Raw genomic sequence first — 18,122 nt, 5'->3', positions numbered from 1 at the left:
CTGTGACGGGCCGGTTTCGGCGCTGGTCTCATCCAGAGTTCGATTCCGTGCTATGCCGGTGCACGAAACGATGATTCAAACGCGGGACGCGAATCCGGCCATGGCGGGCGGCAAGGCAGAGACGGAGGATGCGGCAACCGGGCGGCGCGGCCGGCCGCGCTCGGCTGCAACCACGGCCGCGATCCTGCAAAGTGCCTATACGCTGATGGCGACCACCGACCTTGCGGCCACCACGATCGACGCGATCGCTCGGCACTCCAACGTCTCGAAGATGACGATCTACAAATGGTGGCCGTCGCGCGAGGCTTTGCTGATCGATGCCTTCCTCGACCAGGCCTCGCGGGCCGTGCCGCTGCCCGAGGCCGGCAATCCGGTGGCCCGCATCCGCCGCCATGTCGCGACCTATGTCGAGGCGCTGCAGGGCGAGTTCGGGCGGGTGCAGCTTGCGGTGATCTCGGAATGCATCTCGAAGACCGGCACGGCGGAGATGTTCTACCAGCGCTACCTTGGCCTTCGCCGTGCCAGGATGCTTGAGATCATCACGGCCGGCCAGAAGGACGGCAGCATCGGTGCGCCGGGCGTGCCCGGCGACATCTATGACGCGATCTATGGCAGCCTGTTCTATCGCTACGTCTTCGGCATCAAGCCGCTGACGCCGGCCTATGCCCGCAATCTCGTCAATCTCGTACTGCGGCCGTGCGCCGACGCCTGACTATCAGGCGGAGTGCCGCTGGCGGCGGAACCAGGCCCAGGTCTCGCGCGTCACGGCGCGATAACTGCGACCGCGATAGACGATGTGGCCATCGACGATGGCGTTCAGTTTCGGCAACGCATGGAACGGCACCGTCGGATAGGCATGGTGCTCGACATGATAGGGCATGTTCCAGGCGAACCATTTCATGATCCGGCCTGTCATCGTGGTGCGCGTGTTCTCGAACGCGCTCCGCGTCCGCTCGCAGCCGGTGTGCTCTGCATAAAGATACGGGCGCAGGATGAGCTGGCCGGCCAGCAACGGCACGATCCAGGCCCAGAACAGGATCGCGCTGTGCAGCGCGAGAGATGCCACGAGCAGCAGCAGGTAACCGGCAAGATAGAGCCGCGCTTCCAGCACGATCGCGGCGCGCTTGTGCGGCGGAATCCACGGCACGATCACCTTTCCGGTGAGCGCGTGCCGGAGCATCAGGCGGATGCGGACCAAGACCTGCAACAGTCCCGAATAGGCGATCGCAAGCTGGGTGTCGGACGCAGGCTTGGGACCGACGATCAGCTCGGGATCCTTCTCCGGATCCTGGGTGTAGCGGTGATGGTCCCAGTGAAACAGGCAGTAGTACTGGTGGGGCAATCCGATCAGAAAGGCGGAGAGATTGCCGACGACGAGATTGAGCGCATGATTGCGGAACGCGGTCTTGTGCGCGGTTTCGTGCACCACCATGAACAGGAACGCGACGAAATAGCCCTGGATGGCGATCAGCGGCAGCGCCCACGGCAGGCCGTAGCGCGACGCCACCAACCAGATCAGCGCGCCGATGACCACGATCATGCCGTAGTGGCTTGCCGCGCGCACCACGCCGGCCAGGTTCGACTTGGTCGACAGGTCGCGCAGGGTCAGCGGGCTGAGCGGCTTGAGGCGCGGTCCGGCGTCACTGGTCTCGGCTGTGCTCATAGCGTCTCACCTGTCAGCGCTGCAGCAGCGCCGAAATCTCGGCGTTGATGAAAGCGCGGTCTTCGGCGTTGTTGATGGGATTACCGGCCCGGTGCCCATGGATCGAGGGGATCGGGTGCAGCGTGGCGGAACGGGCATTGACCAGGCGGCCGAGCTCATCCTCGTTGTCGCGCGGGTCGAAATAGCGGTCGGTACGGCCGGGCATCAGCAGCATATGCGCCTTGATCGCCGCCAGCGCGCGATCGAAGTCGCCGCCGAATTCGTCGCAACGGCTGATGTCGCCGGCCTGCCAGATCGCGATCTGCGCCAGCAGATCATTGGCATCGCGCCGCGCGAAGGCACCGTCCCAGGATCCCGCGAGGTAGTCTTCCAGCGAGTTGAAGCCAGCCTTGCGCCAGAGCTCCTCGCGATAGAACTCGTGCGACATCGCCCAGCCGGCATAGACGCGCCCCATCGCGCGCAGGCCCGCGACCGGCTTGCTGACGAAATGGCCACCGCGATAGGCCGGGTCGGCGGTCAGCGCCGCCTTCACGCCTTCGAGGAAGACATGATTATACGGCGAGCACCTTGCGCTGCCGCAGACCACTGCCGCGCGCTCCACCATGTCGGGATAACGCGCGGCCCAGTGATAGGCCTGCATGCCGCCCATCGACCAGCCATAGACCAGCGCAAGTCTGGTCACGCCAAACCGCTCGACCAGCAGCTGCCACTGGCTGGCGATTGCATCATGATAGGTGAAGGCAGGAAACGGCGCGCCGCCGAGCACCTCGCTCGAATTCGACGGCGAGGACGACAGGCCGTTGCCGAACAGGTTTGCAATGATGATGAAGTAGCGCCCGGGGTCGAGCGCCCCGCCCGGCTGCACCAGCCATTCGATGTCGGGATGCTGGGCGGCGAACGAGGTCGGATAGAGGATGACGTTGTCCCTGGCCGCGTTCAGCGTGCCATAGGTCTTGTAGGCGAGCGCAAGCTGCGGAAACACCGCGCCGCCCTGCAAGGTCACCTTGCCTGCCTCGAACACCTCATAGTCGCGCGGCGTGGTCATCAGCATTCGACCTCGATCAGAGGGCAACGTCGCCGCCCTCAATAACTGTACTATTAGTACACTAATTGGAGAACCGATGCAACAGTGACGAAGGTGGCATGACACCGGGCCGATCCATTCAAAATCGGTATGGATCAATACCCGTTTGGGCTTGGACCCATTGTCGGCATCTCTCTAGGACAGACCCCGAGGAAATTTCCAAGGAGGCGCGAATGAGCGCAATTGTGTCCACCACGGATGCGCGGCGATCCCGCGTCCGGCTTTTGATCGTGACGATGCTGTTTCTCGTCACCACCGTGAACTATGCCGATCGCGCCACGCTCTCGATCGCCGGCCCCGCCCTCTCCAAGGAACTGCATCTCGATCCCGTCGCGATGGGTTACGTGTTCTCGGCCTTCGGCTGGTCCTATGTGATCGCCCAGGTGCCGTGCGGCTGGCTGCTCGACCGCTACGGCTCCAAATGGGTCTATGCGATCAGCATCATCGTCTGGTCGATCTTCACCGCGATGCAGGGCCTGGTCGGGTTCCTTTCCGCCGGCACGGCCGTGGCCCTGCTGTTCGGTCTGCGCTTCCTGGTCGGTATCGCCGAGGCGCCATCCTTCCCCGCCAACGCCCGCATCGTCGCCTCCTGGTTCCCCGGCAATGAGCGCGGCACCGCGTCGGCCTTCTTCAATTCCGGGCAGTATTTCGCGACCGTGATCTTCGCGCCGCTGATGGGCTGGATCGCCCATGAGCACGGCTGGCGCCACGTGTTCTACGTGATGGGCGGGCTCGGCATCGTCATGGGCATCGCCTGGATCAAGACGATCTACGAGCCGAAGGACCATCCCGGGATCAACGAGGCCGAGTTTGACTACATCAAGCAGGGCGGCGCGCTGGTCGACATGGACGCGGCGAAGGCCGGCAAGACCCAGGACAGCGGCCCCAGCTGGGACCACATCCGCCAGCTGCTCGCCAACCGCATGATGCTCGGCGTCTACATCGGCCAGTACTGCATCAACACGCTGACCTACTTCTTCCTGACCTGGTTCCCGGTCTACCTGGTGAAGGAGCGCGGGCTCTCGATCCTGCAGGCCGGCTTCGTCGCGACCTTGCCGGCGCTGTGCGGCTTCATCGGCGGCGTGCTCGGCGGCGTGATCTCCGACTATCTGCTGCGCCGCACCGGCTCGCTGACCATGGCACGCAAGGTCCCGATCGTCGGCGGCATGCTGCTGTCGATGGCGATCATCGCCTGCAACTACGTGGACAGCCAGGCGCTGGTCGTCGGGTTCATGGCGCTCGCCTTCTTCGGCAAGGGCATCGGCGCGCTCGGCTGGGCCGTGGTCTCCGACACCTCGCCGAAGGAAGCCGGCGGCGTCTCCGGCGGGTTGTTCAACACCTTCGGCAATCTGTCCTCGATCACGACGCCGATCATCATCGGCTACATCCTCGCCGCCACCGGCTCATTCAACGGCGCGCTGGTGTTCGTCGGCGCCAACGCGCTGGTCGCGGCGATCGCCTATCTCTTCATCGTCGGCGAGATCAAGCGGGTGCAGCTGAAGGCGGCCTGAGCCAGGCCGCCGATGTCTATCGACCCGTCAAGGCGAAGAGCGACAGCGACGAAGCAATCCATGCTTCCGCATCTGCCGCGCAATGGATTGCTTCGCTTCGCTCGCAATGACGGGATGGAGTTGGGCACAAACCCAAAACGGCGGCTTCGGCCGCCGTCTTTGTCTGCCTTTTTGTGTTCTTGGCCAGTGGGAGGCATCGATGCTAGAACGTACAAATCCCCGATCGATTAATTCCGGGTTAGCATCGATGTTCGACCTGAGCCAGCTCCGCTGCTTCGTCACGGTGGCCGAAGAATTGCACTTCGGCCGGGCCGCGGCGCGGCTCAACATGACCCAGCCGCCGCTGAGCCGGCAGATCCAGGTGCTCGAGCACATCATCGACGCGCCGCTGCTGGAGCGCACCAGCCGCTCGGTGCGGCTGACCCCGGCGGGCCGCAGTTTTTTGCCCGAGGCGCGGCGCATCCTCAAACTGGCGGAGTCGGCTTCGCAGGTCGCCCGCCGCATCGCGCTCGGCAAGACCGGCTCGCTCAAGATCGGTTTCACGGCCGCGGCCGCCTATGGCTTCCTGCCCGAGCTGATCGCAGCCGCCCGCTCCCGCTTGCCCGAGGTGGATTTTTCCTTGAAGGAGATGGTCTCCGGCGAACAGTTCGAGGCGCTCACGACAGGCCAGATCGATGTCGGCCTGCTGCGCCCGCCGATCGCGCGGCCGGAATTCGCCAGCCGCCGCGTCGTCGCCGAGCCGCTGCTCGCCGCGATCCCGAAGAAACATCCGCTGGCGGCAGCCGAGACCGTCAGCATCAAGGATTTCGACGACCAGCCCTTCGTGATGTATTCGCCCTATGAGGCGCGCTATTTCCACGACCTGCTGGTGTCGATGTTCACGCGCGCCGACGTGCTGCCGCGCTATGTCCAGCATCTCAGCCAGATCCATTCGATCCTCGCCATGGTGCGCGCCGGGCTCGGCGTCGCGATCGTGCCGGAGGCGGCCGCGAGCCTGAAGATATCAGACGTCAAGCTGAAGCCGCTGAAGCTGCGCACGCCGGTGCCGGTCGAACTGTTCATGGTATGGCGGCGCGATCACGAGAACCAGTTGCTGCCGTCATTGATCGAGATCGCAACCGAAATCGCGGCGCCGCAGCTGCGCGGCGATTGATGCAGAGTTAGCATCGCTCGATACCGCGTTTGGCTTGGACGCGCATCGAACCATTTCCTAGAAACTCCGCCATGGACGCGCGCTGCTCGCGCATCCTTCCCAACATCATTCAAGGAGTGGCGCCATGAGCAAGATGACCCCTCGGGAGATGGCCGCGAAGATCGGTGGCGGCCTCCTGTCTTTTCCGGTGACCCCGTTCAACGCGGATCATTCGTTCGACGAGTCGACCTATCGCGCCAACATGGATTGGCTGTGCGGCTATGACGTCGCCGGCCTGTTCGCCGCCGGCGGCACCGGCGAGTTCTTCTCGCTGACGCCGGCTGAAGTTCCGCAGGTCGTGAAGGTCGCGGTCGAAGAGACCAAGGGCCGCGTTCCCGTGCTGGCCGGCACCGGCTACGGCACCGCGATCGCGCGCGAGATCGCCATCGGAGCCGAGAAGGCCGGCGCCGATGGCCTCTTGCTGCTGCCGCCCTATCTCACGCATGCCGAGCAGGATGGCCTTGCCGCCCATGTCGAGGCGGTGTGCTCGTCGGTCAAGATCGGCGTCATCGTCTACAACCGCGACAATGCGATCCTGCAGCCCGATACGCTGGCGCGGCTCTGCGAGCGCTGCCCGAACCTCGTCGGCTACAAGGACGGCATCGGCGACATCGAGCTGATGACCCGCGTCTACACCAAGCTCGGCGACCGCCTCACCTATATCGGCGGCCTGCCGACCGCTGAAACCTTCGCCCTGCCCTATCTCGACATGGGCGTGACGACGTACTCGTCGGCGGTGTTCAACTTCGTGCCGGAATTCGCCACCCAATTCTACGCCGCGGTGCGCCGGCGCGATCATCAGACCATCCATGCAGGCCTGAAGGATTTCATCCTGCCGCTGATCGCGATACGCAACCGCAAGAAGGGCTATGCGGTGTCGATCATCAAGGCCGGCATGAAGGTGATCGGCCGCGATTCTGGCCCGGTGCGGCCGCCGCTGACTGACCTCACCGAGCAGGAGATCGCCGAGCTCGCGGCGCTGGTGGCGAAGATGCCGCAGATGGCGGCGCAACAGGCGGCGGAATAAACCGAACGGCGAAGAAACAAGGGAGGAGCAGATGATTCAAGACACGATCCGCAGCGGCTTTGCCGGCGCCCCTGTCGTCACCGCGATGGAGGTGATCCCGGTCGCCGGCCGCGACGGCATGCTCCTCAATCTGAGCGGCGCGCATGCGCCGTTCTTCACCCGCAACCTCGTCATCCTCACCGACAACTCGGGCCATACCGGTGTCGGCGAGGTGCCGGGCGGCGAGAAGATCAGGAAGACGCTGGAAGATGCCCGCGACCTCGTCGTCGGCCAGACCATCGGCGCCTGCAACAACATCCTCGCCTCGATGCGCCAGACCTTCGCCGACCGCGACGCCGGCGGGCGCGGCAAGCAGACCTTCGACCTCCGCGTCACCATCCACGCGGTGACCGCGGTGGAGTCGGCGCTGCTCGATCTGCTCGGCCAGCATCTCAATCTCCCGGTCGCGGCGCTGCTCGGCGAAGGCCAGCAGCGCTCAAGCGTCGAGACGCTCGGCTATCTCTTCTTCGTCGGCGATCGCAGCAAGACCAGCCTTCCCTACGTCGAGGGCGAGACCGGCAAGCCGGACTGGTTCAACCTGCGCCATCAGGTCGCGATGACGCCGGATGCGATCGTGCGCCTCGCTGAGGCGACACAGGCGCATTACGGCTTCGCCGATTTCAAGCTCAAGGGCGGCGTGCTCGCGGGCGAGCAGGAGATCGAGGCCGTCACGGCCATTGCAAAGCGCTTTCCGAACGCCCGTGTCACGCTCGACCCGAACGGCGCGTGGTCGCTGGACGAGGCGATCCGGCTTTGCAGCAACATGGGCGGCGTGCTCGCTTATGCCGAGGATCCCTGCGGCGCCGAGGCCGGTTTCTCCGGCCGCGAGATCATGGCCGAGTTCCGCCGTGCCACCGGGCTGCCGACCGCCACCAACATGATCGCGACCGACTGGCGCCAGCTCTCGCACGCGCTGCGGTTAGGGGCCGTCGACATTCCGCTCGCCGATCCGCATTTCTGGACTATGCAAGGCTCGGTGCGAGTGGCGCAGACCTGCCGCGACAACGGCCTGACCTGGGGCTCGCACTCCAACAATCATTTCGACATTTCGCTGGCGATGTTCACCCATGTCGGCGCCGCGGCACCCGGCAAGGTGACCGCGATCGACACCCACTGGATCTGGCAGGACGGCCAGGCGTTGACGCGGGAGCCGCTGCAGATCAAGGGCGGCAAGATCGCGATCCCGGATCGGCCGGGCCTCGGCATCGAGCTCGATCGCGGTGCCATCGAGGCCGCGAACGCGCTATACAAGCAGCATGGTCTCGGCGCCCGCGACGACGCACTGGCCATGCAGTTCCTGATCCCGGGCTGGACCTTCGACGACAAGCGTCCCTGCCTCGTGCGCTAACAACAAAAGGTTGGAGAGAACAATGACCGCTCACCAGAAGAACTTCATCGCCGGCGAATGGGTCGACGGAACCAGCATCACGCGGGACATCAATCCCTCCAACACCAAGGACGTGGTCGGCGAATTCGCGAAGGCCGACAAGGCGCAGACCGAGAAGGCGATCGCCGCTGCGAAGGCCGCCTTCCCGGCCTGGGCGCGCTCGACGCCGCAGGAGCGCTTTGACGCGCTGACCAAGATCTCGGTCGAAATCCTCGCCCGCAAGGAAGAGCTCGGCCGCCTGCTGGCGCGCGAGGAAGGCAAGACGCTCCCCGAGGGCATCGGCGAGGTGGCACGCGCCGGACAGATCTTCGCGTTCTTCGCCGGTGAAGCGCTGCGGCTGATGGGCGAGAAGGGTGCGTCGGTACGTCCGGGTCTCGATGTCGAAATCACCCGCGAGCCGGTCGGCGTCGTCGGCATGATCACGCCGTGGAATTTCCCGATCGCGATCCCGGCGTGGAAGATCGCGCCCGCGCTGTGCTACGGCAACACCGTCGTGTTCAAGCCGGCGGAGCTGGTGCCGGGCTCCGCGCATGCGCTGTCCGAGATCATCGCGCGTTCGGGCATTCCGGCCGGGGTGTTCAACCTCGTGGTCGGCTCGGGCTCGGTGGTCGGCCAGACGCTGCTCGACCATCCCGACGTTGCCGCGATCTCCTTCACCGGCTCGGTGCAGACCGGCCGCAAGATCGCGCAGGCCTGCGTGCTCTCCAACCCGATGAAGAAGTTCCAGCTCGAGATGGGCGGCAAGAACCCGCTGGTCGTGCTCGACGACGCCGACGTCAAGGTCGCGGTCGAGGTCGCGGTCAACGGCGCCTATTTCTCGACCGGCCAGCGCTGCACGGCCTCCTCGCGCCTGATCGTCACCGCAGGCATTCATGACCGCTTCGTCGATGCGATGACCGAGCGGATGAAGGGGCTTTCGGTCGACGACGCGCTGAAGAGCGGCGTGCATGTCGGCCCGGTGGTCGACCAGAGCCAGCTCGACCAGGATCTCCGCTACATCAAGATCGGCCAGGACGAAGGCGCCCGCCTGCACTGGGGCGGCGAGCTGTTGAACCGCGAGACGCCCGGCTTCTACCTGCAGCCGGCGCTGTTCACCGGAGCGACCAACCAGATGCGGATCGCCCGCGAAGAGATCTTCGGCCCGGTCGCCTGCGTCATCCGCGCCAAGGACTACGAAGAGGCGCTGGCGATCTCCAACGACACCGAGTTTGGTCTCGCCTCGGGCATCTGCACCACGAGCCTGAAATACGCCTCGCATTACAAGCGCAACAGCGAGGCCGGCATGGTGATGGTCAATCTGCCGACCGCCGGCGTCGATTACCACGTGCCGTTCGGCGGCCGCAAAGGCTCGAGCTACGGCGCGCGCGAACAGGGCGCCTATGCCCGCGAGTTCTACACCACGGTGAAGACGGCCTACACGTTCCCGGGTTGAGATGCGCAGGGAGGGTTAGCGTCAACGTAACCCACCATCGACACCGCACCACGAAACACGGCGGGTTCAGCCTTCGGCTGACCCGCCCGACAAACTACAATTCGAGGAAGCCGCATGGACCAGTCGATCGGCGCGCAGGAGCAGCCCCGCTACATCAAGCTCAACGCCCGCGACAATGTCGCGATCGTGGTGAATGATTTCGGCCTGCCGGCCGGCTCCCGCTTCCCCTGCGGCCTGACCTTGCGCGCCTTCGTGCCGCAGGGCCACAAGACCGCGCTAGAAGACATCGCCGAGGGCGCGGCGATCATCCGCTATGGCGAGGTGATCGGCCACGCGCTGTCGCCGATCCTGGCCGGCGAATGGGTCGACGAGGCGCGCATCCGGATGCCCGACGCGCCGCCGCTCGACCAGCTCGAGATCGCAACCGCGGTGCCGCCGGCGCTGCCGCCGCTCGAAGGTTTCACCTTCGAGGGCTTTCGCAATCCCGACGGCTCGGTGGGAACCAAGAACATCCTCGGCATCTCCTCCTCCGTGCAATGCGTCAAGGGCACGATGGAATATGCGGTGAAACGCATCCGCGCCGAGCTGCTGCCGAAATATCCCAACGTCGACGACGTCGTGCCGCTGACCCATGCCTATGGCTGCGGCGTCGCGATCACGGCGCCCGATGCCGTGGTGCCGATCCGTACGTTGCAGAACCTCGCGCTCAATCCGAATTTCGGCGGCGAGATCCTCGTGGTCGGGCTCGGCTGCGAGAAGCTTGCGCCGGAACGGCTGGTGCCGGAAGGCGTCAATGACGCCATCGTGCGGATGCAGGACGAAGCCTTCGACGGCTTCGGCGCCATCGTCGAGGCCATCATGACGCAGGCCGAAGCACGGCTGAAGGTGCTCAACACCCGTAAGCGCGAGACCTGCCCGGCCGCCGATCTCGTGATCGGCCTGCAATGCGGCGGCAGCGATGCGTTCTCCGGCGTCACTGCGAACCCCGCGGTCGGCTTTGCCGCCGACCTGCTGGTGCGATCAGGCGCGACCGTGATGTTCTCGGAAGTGACCGAGGTGCGCGACGCGATCCAGCTGCTGACCCGCCGCGCCGTCAACGAGGATGTCGGCCGCGCGCTGATCCGCGAGATGGCCTGGTACGATGCCTATCTCGCCCGCGGCGGCGCCGACCGCAGCGCCAACACCACGCCGGGCAACAAGAAGGGCGGCCTCGCCAACATCGTCGAGAAATCGCTCGGCTCGATCGTCAAGTCGGGCTCCGGCCCGATCACCGGCGTGCTATCGCCGGGCGAGAAAGCGCGGCAGAAAGGCATGCTGTTCGCGGCCACTCCTGCGAGCGACTTCATCTGCGGCACCTTGCAGCTCGCCTCCGGCATGACCTTGCAGGTGTTCACGACCGGCCGCGGCACGCCCTATGGCCTTGCCGCCGCACCGGTCATCAAGGTCGCGACCCGCAGCGAGCTGGCACGGCGCTGGAAGGATCTGATCGATTTCGACGCCGGCTGCATCGCGACCGGCGAGAAGACCATCGAGGAGACCGGCTGGGACCTGTTCCGCCTGATCCTCGACGTCGCGAGCGGGCGCACCAAGCCGTGGTCGGACAAGTGGGGCATCCACAACGACCTGACGCTGTTCAATCCGGCGCCGGTGACCTGAGGCACGCGCCAGACGGCCGATTAACCGCCCGTTAGCCACGCCTCCAGGAGCGATCGGGCCAGTGGGGAACGTCGCAATTCGATTCAAATTGTCTCGGCATGGAGGCGACCATGAGCCGGACAATTGACCATCTCAAGGATGAAGCCGACCGCGCCGAGCGTCTGGCGCGCACGGGTATGGACCCGCTGACCGTCGAGCGCTTGCGCGCGTTCGCCGCGGAATGCCGCGGCCGGATCGCAAACGAACGCCGCGACGATCGGGTGCCCGTCCTGTCCGCGACCTAGCGGTCGCATCAGGACACGGAAAATCCGCCGCGACGAGGTCGGCGGCGGATTTTCATCTTCACGCGCATCGCTTCGATCGCCATCAATCGTCGTCGTGATGAATGACGGTCTTGCTGCGGTTGCCGAACTCGTCCTGCTTCTTGATGACCGTGGTGCGGTCGCTGCGCGGCTCGCGCTCCTTGATCACGGTGGTGCGGTCACGATCACGGTCGCGATACTCGTGCGACTCGCCGACCGTCACGCCCGCACCAACCGGGCCGACACGCACGCCGACATCATCGGCCAACGCGGGCGAAGCGATCGCGGTCACCATGGCCGCAGCGAACAGATATTTCCTCATGACGTCTCTCCTCCTCCAGTTGCGACGTGGAGTAGGAACGTCGGGTGCGACAAACTGTTCCTACCAAGCGTGCTCCGAATGCGTACGGACAGGGGCGGCGACGCGCGGGGAACTCGCGTGAACGGGCATTCACCTGTGTGGCGAAATGCTCATGTTCCATGCGTTGAATAGCCTGATTTGATGGCCCACGTCCTTGTCAACAGGAGGACGTTCCATGAAGCAATCACAGCACTTCCTCGACAATGCGGAGAACTGCGCGCAGCTTGCCGAGCGCGCCGACGACGAGCCGACCTACAATCGCTTCAAACGAATGGAAGCAGCCTGGCGTGCGCTGGCGATCGAGCAGGATTGGCTCGACGGCGAGACCTCGCCGTCACAGACCGCAGCCTGAGTCAGAGACCACCCAAGACCGAAGGCCCGCGTGTGACAGCTGGCTGTCGCCGCGGGCCTTTCTATTCGGCGCTGCGCTGCCGCTGCCAGCGCAGCAGATAGGCCTGTAGCCGCCAGATGATCGCCGACAGCACGACGCCGACCAGCATCAGCACCACCACCGCGACCATCATGCCGGAGGCCTCGCCACGCGCCTCCGACTCGATGATGAGACGGCCGATGCCGCGCTCGGCGCCGATGAACTCTCCGACGATGACGCCGATCAGCGCGAACGAGATCGCGGGAGTCAGCGAGGCGAACACCCAGGCCATGGTCGAGGGGACCACCACGGTGCGGGTGATCTGCCACTCGCTGGCGCCGAGCAGCCGCGCTGCGTTGGTAAAGCCTTCGTCGATCGAGCGCGCGCCTTCGAACGTATTGAAGAACACCAGGAACACGACGACGATCCACGAGGTCACGATCTTCGACATGTCGCCGATCCCGAACGCCAGCACGATGATCGGCGCCAGCGCGATCCGCGGGATCGAATTCACCGCGGTGATGAACGGTTGGAAGATCGCGCTCAACCGGTCGGACCGACCGAGGATCAGCCCGGCGACGAAGCCAGAGACCACGCCGGTGATGAAGCCGAAGAAGGTGTTCTTCAAGGTGATTGCCGTCGCCGCCCAGAGGTTGTTCTCGTTGCGCGCCAGGCACTTTGCGAACTCGCCGTTGAACCAGCCGTTGAAGACGCCGAGCTTCGAGGTCAGGCAGCTCTGGATCAGGAAATTGTCGAAGATCATCGACGGCTTCGAGATAAAATAGGGATCGAGCAGGTCGGGCACTAGCCAAGGCAGTCTGGTGCGGAGGTCGTAGCCCCACTGCCAGACCGACAGCACGATGGCGCAGATCAGGACCTGCCAACCGACGGTGCCGAGCGTGCCGCACCTCTTCATGCGCTCCGGCCCTTGACGAATTCCTCGCCGAGCGAATGCCAGATGTGCTGGAACAGCTCGGCATAATGCGGGGTCTCGCGCACCTTCACCGCATCGCGCGGGCGATCGAAATCGACCGTGAACATGTCCTTGATGCGGCCCGGCCGCGCCGAGAACAGGATGATGCGGTCGGCGAGGGTCAACGCCTCGCCGAGATCGTGGGTCACGAACAGCACGGTCTGCTGCTCGCGCTCCCAGATCCGCAGCAGCACCTCGTGCATGTCGATCTTGGTGTGGGTGTCGAGCGCACCAAACGGCTCGTCCATCAACAGGATCTGCGGCTCGACGATCAGGGTCCGCATCAGCGCCGCCCGCTGCCGCATGCCGCCCGACAGCGCCGACGGATAGGCGCTCTCAAATCCTTTCAAACCGGCCTGCGCGACGCATTCGGCGATGCGTCCCTTCCGTTCTTGAGCCGGCACGCCCGATAGCTCCAGCCCGTAGCCGATGTTGTCGGCGACCGTCCGCCACGGAAACAGCGTATCGCGCTGGAAGACGTAGCCGACCTCAGGCGTCGCCTTGCCGGCGACAACGCGCTTGCCGTCGATCAGGATCTCACCGCCGGTGGGGCGGATCAGCGAGGCGATCATGTTGAGCACGGTGCTCTTGCCGGAGCCCGACGGCCCGAGCAGCGCGACGAACTCGCCGCGGCGGACGTCGAACGTCACGTCGCGTACCGCCTCGATCGTCGTCCTGGCGAGCTGAAACGACTTGCTCAGGCCCTTGACCTCGACGCGACGGTCGGCCGAGGCGCGCGGCGATCTGGGTACGCTCGTCTCGAGCGCGCTCAACCCGGATAGGCCTTTCGCGCCGCGTCGATGAGGTTCGAGTTGACGACGTCGGCGATCTTGAGCGGCTTGATGCCGGTCATCTCGCGGAACCAGACCTTCTCGCCGCGCGCAAAACTCGCCGCATCGACGATGCCCTCGTAGTCCGCGACCTTCTGGATCGCGGTGATTTCGAGCAGATTGGCATCGCGCGAGGTGCTGCCGACATAGGGCTCGATCGCGTCGTAGACCTCGGCCGGCTTGTGCGCCTTGATCCATTGCGACGCGCGCCACAGCGCGGTGACATAGGCCTGCATCTTGGCCGGATCCTTGTCGATGGTGGCCTGCAAGGTGAAGTGCGCCGTGACCGGTACCTTGCCGCCGATATGCTTGTTCCAGATCGCCTCATCGGTGCCGTCGAACAGCAATTCGCCCCAGCCCTGCTGCTGCGCCTCGTTGAGCAGCGACAGCGAGCTGACGAGGATATCGACCTGCTTCGATTTCAGCGATCCCAGCATGGTGTCGACATTGCCGGTGCCGATCCAGGTCACCTTGTCGTCCAATCCCATGGTTTCCATGTAATAGGACGCCCAGACATGGTTGGTGCCGCCGAGCGAGGACACCGAGACGATCGGTTTGCGGCCGTCGGGCCGCTTCCACTGCGTGAAGGCCTCCAGCGTATTGATGCCCTGGTCCTTCAGGTCCTTGCGCAGGATGAACATCACCGAGTTCGACCGCGTGTCGACCGGCAGCAGCACACGCGCGGCGCGGCCGTGATTGGTCAGCTGCATCGGATGGGTGACATCGCCGATCCCGATATCTCCCTGCGACGAGGCGATGATCTCGCGAGTCTTCACGCCGCTGCCGCCCTGCACCAGCTTGCAGTCCAGCCCGGCCTCCTTGAAGTAGCCGATGCGATCGGCGACAAATTGCGTCTGATAGACCGGCACCGCGACCGGATAGATCGCGCGGCCCGGGCTCGCCTGCGCCCATGCCCGCCCGCTCGCCAGCGCCGCACCACCGGCGGCGATCACCGTCAGGGCCGACCGCCGCGAAATGTGGGGCATGGCGACATCAGGCATCACGCGTGCTCCTTGGCCGAGATCCTGTCGAGCGCACTGAGCACCGCGTCGCCCATCTGGACGGTCGACAGCCTCTTCGCGCCCGCTTCCGCAATGTCGGCCGTTCGTGCGCCGGAGGCAAGTGCGGTCTGCACCGCCCGCTCCAGCAAATCGGCATCCTCGGGCCGGTTCAAGGTCAGGCGCAGCAGCATCGCGACGCTGAGGATCGAGCCGAGCGGATTGGCGACGCCCTTGCCGGCGATGTCGGGCGCGCTGCCATGCACCGGCTCGTACAGCGCCTTGCGACGGCCGAAGCGGTCGACCGGGCCGAGCGAGGCCGACGGCAGCATGCCGAGCGAGCCCGAGGCCATCGCTGCGCAGTCGGACAGGATGTCGCCGAAGATGTTGCCGGTGACCATCACGTCGAACTGGCGTGGCTCGCGCACGATCTGCATCGCGGCGTTGTCGACATAGAGGTGGGTCAGCTCGACGTCGGAGAACTCCTCCTTGTGCAGCCTGATCACCTCCTCGCGCCAGACCACGCTGGTCTCCAGCACATTGGCCTTGTCGACCGAACAGACCTTGTTGCGCCGGGTCCGCGCCAGCTCGAACGCCGAGCGCGCCACACGGCGGATCTGGTTGGTGGTGTATTGCTCGGTGTTGAAGCCGCGGCGCTGGCCGTCCGGCAAGGTCTCGATGCCGCGCGGCTCGCCGAAATAGATGCCGCTGGTCAATTCACGGATGATGACGAAGTCGACGCCGTCGAGCACTTCGGGCTTAAGCGGCGCCGACGCCGAGAGCGCAGGGCTCGCCATGATCGGCCGCAGATTGGCGTAGAGGTCATATTTGCTGCGCAGCCCCAGCAGGCTGCCGGCCTTGCGCGCGGCCGCCGGCACTTCGGTCGTCTCCGGACCGCCGGTCGCGCCCCACAGGATGGCGTCGGCCTCGTCCATCGCTTCTGCGGTATCCTCCGGCAGCACCTTGCCGGTCGCCAGATATGGGATCAGGCCATATTGCGCCTCGCGCAGCGTCATCGGCACGCCGCGTTTGGCCGCGAACCAGTCGAGCACGCGGCGCGACTGCGCGGTGACCTCGGGGCCGATGCCCTCGCCGCCGACGACGGCGACCTTGACCATGTTGGATTGCGTGCTCATGCGGATATCCTCGTCGAATGAATCCAGGGCCGCGCCGCCCGGTCGGAAGCCTGGAAGGCATGGATCTCGTCATCGCGCTGCAGTGTCAGCGCCACCTCGTCGAGCCCCTTCAACAGCCCCTCGCGGCGGCGCGGATCGATCTCGAAGGCATGCCGGGCGCCGGACGGCGAGACGATGGTCTGCGCCTCAAGGTCGATCGAGACCTTGCCCGCGCCCTGCGTCGCCTCGATATCGGCGGCGAGTTGATCGACCACCGCCTTGTCGACGACGACCGGCAGGATTCCGTTCTGGAAGCAGTTGGCGAAGAAGATGTCGCCGAAGCCAGAACCGATGATGGCGCGGATGCCGCGCTCCTGCAGCGACCACACCGCGCCCTCGCGCGACGAGCCGCAGCCGAAATTCGGTCCGGTCACCAGAATCTCCGCCTCCCGGTACGGCTCGCGGTTGAGGATGAAATCCGGATTCTCCGAGCCGTCGGGCAGATAGCGCAGCGAACCGAACGCCCACTTGCCGAGCGTGCCGCGGATTCCGTTGCCGACCAGGCGCTCGATGCGGATGATAACGTCGGTATCGATATTGCTGCGCATGATCGGCGCGGCGATTGCGGTCAGCTTGTCGAACGGTTTCGGCATGATCAACGCCCCATCATCCTGACATCGGCGATCGCGCCGGCAATGGCCGAGGCCGCCGCGCTCGCGGGGCTTGCCAGGTGCGTTCGCGCGCGCGGCCCCTGCCGGCCGACGAAGTTGCGGTTCGAGGTCGAGACCGAGCGCTGCCCGGGCGCCACCACCTCGCCATTGGCGGCAAGGCACATCGAGCAGCCCGGCTCGCGCCATTCGAAGCCGGCCTCGATGAAGATCTTGTCGAGCCCTTCAGCGACCGCCTCGCGCTTGACGTTCTCCGAGCCCGGCACCACCCAGGCGCGGACCCCAGCGGCGACCTTGCGGCCGCGTGCGACCTCGGCCGCGGCACGGAGATCGCTTAAGCGGCTGTTGGTGCAGGAGCCGATGAACACCCAGTCGACCGGCGTGCCGGCGATCGGCGCGCCAGCCTGGAGGCCCATATATTCGAGCGCGGTTTCGATCGCGGCGCGACGCGCCGGATCGTCCACGGTCTTCGGATCAGGAATCCGTCCGTCGACACCGACGACATGCTCGGGGCTGATGCCCCAGGTCACCTGCGGGATGATCTTCTCGACGTCGATCACGACCTCGCGGTCGAACACCGCGTCGGGATCGCTCGGCAGTTCGCGCCACGCCTTCACCGCGAGGTCCCACATCTCGCCTTGCGGCGCATAGGGACGGCCGCGCAGGAATTCGAAGGTCTTCTCGTCCGGCGCCACCATGCCCATCTTGGCGCCGAGCTCGATCGAGAGATTGCAGATCGTGAGCCTTCCCTCGATCGGCAGCGCGCGGATCGCGCTCCCCGCATATTCCACGGCGTAGCCGGTGCCGCCAGCGGCGCCGATATGGCCGATCAGCGCCAGGATCATGTCCTTGGCGGTGACGCCGAGCGGCAGCTTGCCCTCGAAACGCGCGCGCAGCGTCTTCGGACGCTTCTGGATCAGCGCCTGCGTCGCCAGCACATGGGTGAGTTCGCTCGACCCGATGCCGAAGGCGAGCGCGCCGAGACCGCCATGGGTGCAGGTGTGGCTGTCGCCGCAGACGATCGTTGCGCCCGGCAGGCTGAGGCCGAGCTCGGGCCCGATGACATGGACGATGCCCTGGCCGGGCTGATCGACATCGAACAGCTTGATGCCGCTCGCCGCGGTCTCGACCCGCAGCGCGGCCAGCAATTCCATGCCGATCTTGCTGGTCCCGGCGCGGCCGGGCGCCGTCGACAATGCGTGATCCGGCGTCGCGAACGTCAGTTCGGGATTGTGAACCTTGAGGCCTCGGCCCTTGAGATCGAGCAGGCCGCGCGAGCCGCCGAGATCGTGCAACAGATGACGATCGATATGAAGGAGATCGGTGTCCTCGCTCAAACGGGCGATGACATGCTGATCCCAGATCTTCTCGAGCAAACTTCGGCCGGGCATCCGCCTTCCCCTGCTCTGTGCGTTTCCATGGGGCTTGATCTAATTGGCGCCAATCTGTGCCAAAGTTCTCGTCAAGTGAAGCGGTTCCGGCCTAACATCACATATGTGAAGGAGGCGCGGGAT

At 65.4% G+C, this 18,122-nt stretch carries 18 protein-coding genes; 9 read left to right on the top strand and 9 right to left on the bottom strand.

Translation table 11 applies throughout. The features are described from left to right. The first annotated feature begins 100 nt into the window (after window positions 1–100). Complete coding sequence (locus CK489_RS17375) at window positions 101–712, top strand: TetR/AcrR family transcriptional regulator (protein ID WP_095733677.1); 612 nt, start codon at window positions 101–103, stop codon at window positions 710–712. A gap of 3 nt (window positions 713–715) precedes the next feature. Here the strand turns inward: CK489_RS17375 and CK489_RS17370 are convergent, their stop codons facing one another. Together CK489_RS17370 and CK489_RS17365 are read right to left on the bottom strand one after the other, a co-directional pair. Beyond that, complete coding sequence (locus CK489_RS17370; protein WP_095733094.1) at window positions 716–1,663, bottom strand: fatty acid desaturase; 948 nt, start codon at window positions 1,661–1,663, stop codon at window positions 716–718. Between the two features lie 13 nt (window positions 1,664–1,676). Continuing rightward, window positions 1,677–2,708 (bottom strand): alpha/beta fold hydrolase, encoded by a 1,032-nt coding sequence (locus tag CK489_RS17365; protein WP_095733676.1) that lies wholly within the window; start codon window positions 2,706–2,708, stop codon window positions 1,677–1,679. A 212-nt stretch (window positions 2,709–2,920) separates the two neighbouring features. Here CK489_RS17365 and CK489_RS17360 point away from each other — a divergent pair, with 212 nt between their 5' ends. The 7 genes from CK489_RS17360 (at window position 2,921) to CK489_RS17330 (ending at window position 11,275) form a co-directional block, all read left to right on the top strand. Further along, on the top strand, window positions 2,921–4,258 hold the full coding sequence (locus tag CK489_RS17360; protein WP_095733093.1) for an MFS transporter: 1,338 nt from the start codon (window positions 2,921–2,923) through the stop codon (window positions 4,256–4,258). 247 nt (window positions 4,259–4,505) lie between these two features. Then, window positions 4,506–5,411 carry a LysR family transcriptional regulator gene (locus CK489_RS17355; RefSeq protein ID WP_095733092.1) on the top strand — a complete coding sequence of 302 codons (906 nt, stop codon included), beginning with the start codon at window positions 4,506–4,508 and terminating at the stop codon, window positions 5,409–5,411. Between the two features lie 124 nt (window positions 5,412–5,535). Further along, window positions 5,536–6,477, top strand: coding sequence for a 5-dehydro-4-deoxyglucarate dehydratase (gene kdgD, locus CK489_RS17350; protein WP_095733091.1), 942 nt, complete (start codon window positions 5,536–5,538; stop codon window positions 6,475–6,477). Window positions 6,478–6,508: 31 nt separating this feature from the next. Beyond that, window positions 6,509–7,864, top strand: coding sequence for a glucarate dehydratase (gene gudD, locus CK489_RS17345; protein WP_095733090.1), 1,356 nt, complete (start codon window positions 6,509–6,511; stop codon window positions 7,862–7,864). Window positions 7,865–7,886: 22 nt separating this feature from the next. Further along, on the top strand, window positions 7,887–9,335 hold the full coding sequence (locus CK489_RS17340; RefSeq protein ID WP_095733089.1) for an aldehyde dehydrogenase family protein: 1,449 nt from the start codon (window positions 7,887–7,889) through the stop codon (window positions 9,333–9,335). 114 nt (window positions 9,336–9,449) lie between these two features. Next, complete coding sequence (gene garD, locus CK489_RS17335; protein ID WP_095733088.1) at window positions 9,450–10,991, top strand: galactarate dehydratase; 1,542 nt, start codon at window positions 9,450–9,452, stop codon at window positions 10,989–10,991. Between the two features lie 110 nt (window positions 10,992–11,101). After that, window positions 11,102–11,275 carry a hypothetical protein gene (locus CK489_RS17330; protein ID WP_245350401.1) on the top strand — a complete coding sequence of 58 codons (174 nt, stop codon included), beginning with the start codon at window positions 11,102–11,104 and terminating at the stop codon, window positions 11,273–11,275. 82 nt (window positions 11,276–11,357) lie between these two features. Here the strand turns inward: CK489_RS17330 and CK489_RS17325 are convergent, their stop codons facing one another. After that, window positions 11,358–11,615, bottom strand: coding sequence for a hypothetical protein (locus CK489_RS17325; protein WP_050627118.1), 258 nt, complete (start codon window positions 11,613–11,615; stop codon window positions 11,358–11,360). Between the two features lie 214 nt (window positions 11,616–11,829). Between CK489_RS17325 and CK489_RS41765 the strand changes: the two genes are divergently transcribed. Next, window positions 11,830–12,006, top strand: coding sequence for a hypothetical protein (locus CK489_RS41765; RefSeq protein WP_165445954.1), 177 nt, complete (start codon window positions 11,830–11,832; stop codon window positions 12,004–12,006). Between the two features lie 61 nt (window positions 12,007–12,067). Here CK489_RS41765 and CK489_RS17320 read toward each other — a convergent pair whose 3' ends face one another. From CK489_RS17320 to leuC, 6 genes are read right to left on the bottom strand one after another with little or no spacing between them, the layout of a single operon-like run. Then, a complete protein-coding gene (locus CK489_RS17320) occupies window positions 12,068–12,940 on the bottom strand; it encodes an ABC transporter permease (protein WP_095733086.1) in 873 nt (290 codons plus the stop codon). After that, window positions 12,937–13,770: an ABC transporter ATP-binding protein gene (locus CK489_RS17315; RefSeq protein WP_095733085.1), complete on the bottom strand. Its 834-nt coding sequence runs from the start codon at window positions 13,768–13,770 to the stop codon at window positions 12,937–12,939. The genes CK489_RS17320 and CK489_RS17315 overlap by 4 nt, the downstream gene beginning before the upstream one ends. Beyond that, a complete protein-coding gene (locus CK489_RS17310; RefSeq protein ID WP_095733084.1) occupies window positions 13,767–14,828 on the bottom strand; it encodes an ABC transporter substrate-binding protein in 1,062 nt (353 codons plus the stop codon). The genes CK489_RS17315 and CK489_RS17310 overlap by 4 nt, the downstream gene beginning before the upstream one ends. Beyond that, the gene (gene leuB / locus CK489_RS17305) at window positions 14,828–15,961 is read right to left on the bottom strand and encodes a 3-isopropylmalate dehydrogenase (RefSeq protein WP_095733083.1); all 1,134 of its coding nucleotides are present in this window, start codon (window positions 15,959–15,961) and stop codon (window positions 14,828–14,830) included. The genes CK489_RS17310 and leuB overlap by 1 nt, the downstream gene beginning before the upstream one ends. Then, window positions 15,958–16,593: a 3-isopropylmalate dehydratase small subunit gene (leuD, locus tag CK489_RS17300; protein WP_095733082.1), complete on the bottom strand. Its 636-nt coding sequence runs from the start codon at window positions 16,591–16,593 to the stop codon at window positions 15,958–15,960. Before leuD ends, leuB begins: the two co-directional genes overlap by 4 nt. A 2-nt stretch (window positions 16,594–16,595) precedes the next feature. Next, the gene (leuC, locus tag CK489_RS17295; protein WP_095733081.1) at window positions 16,596–17,999 is read right to left on the bottom strand and encodes a 3-isopropylmalate dehydratase large subunit; all 1,404 of its coding nucleotides are present in this window, start codon (window positions 17,997–17,999) and stop codon (window positions 16,596–16,598) included. Window positions 18,000–18,122: the final 123 nt, after the last annotated feature.

This window comes from Bradyrhizobium sp. UFLA03-84, assembly GCF_002289535.1.
Lineage (GTDB): Bacteria > Pseudomonadota > Alphaproteobacteria > Rhizobiales > Xanthobacteraceae > Bradyrhizobium > Bradyrhizobium viridifuturi.
Note: the sequence above shows the minus strand (reverse complement) of the source record. Positions and strands in the feature narration are given on the sequence as shown.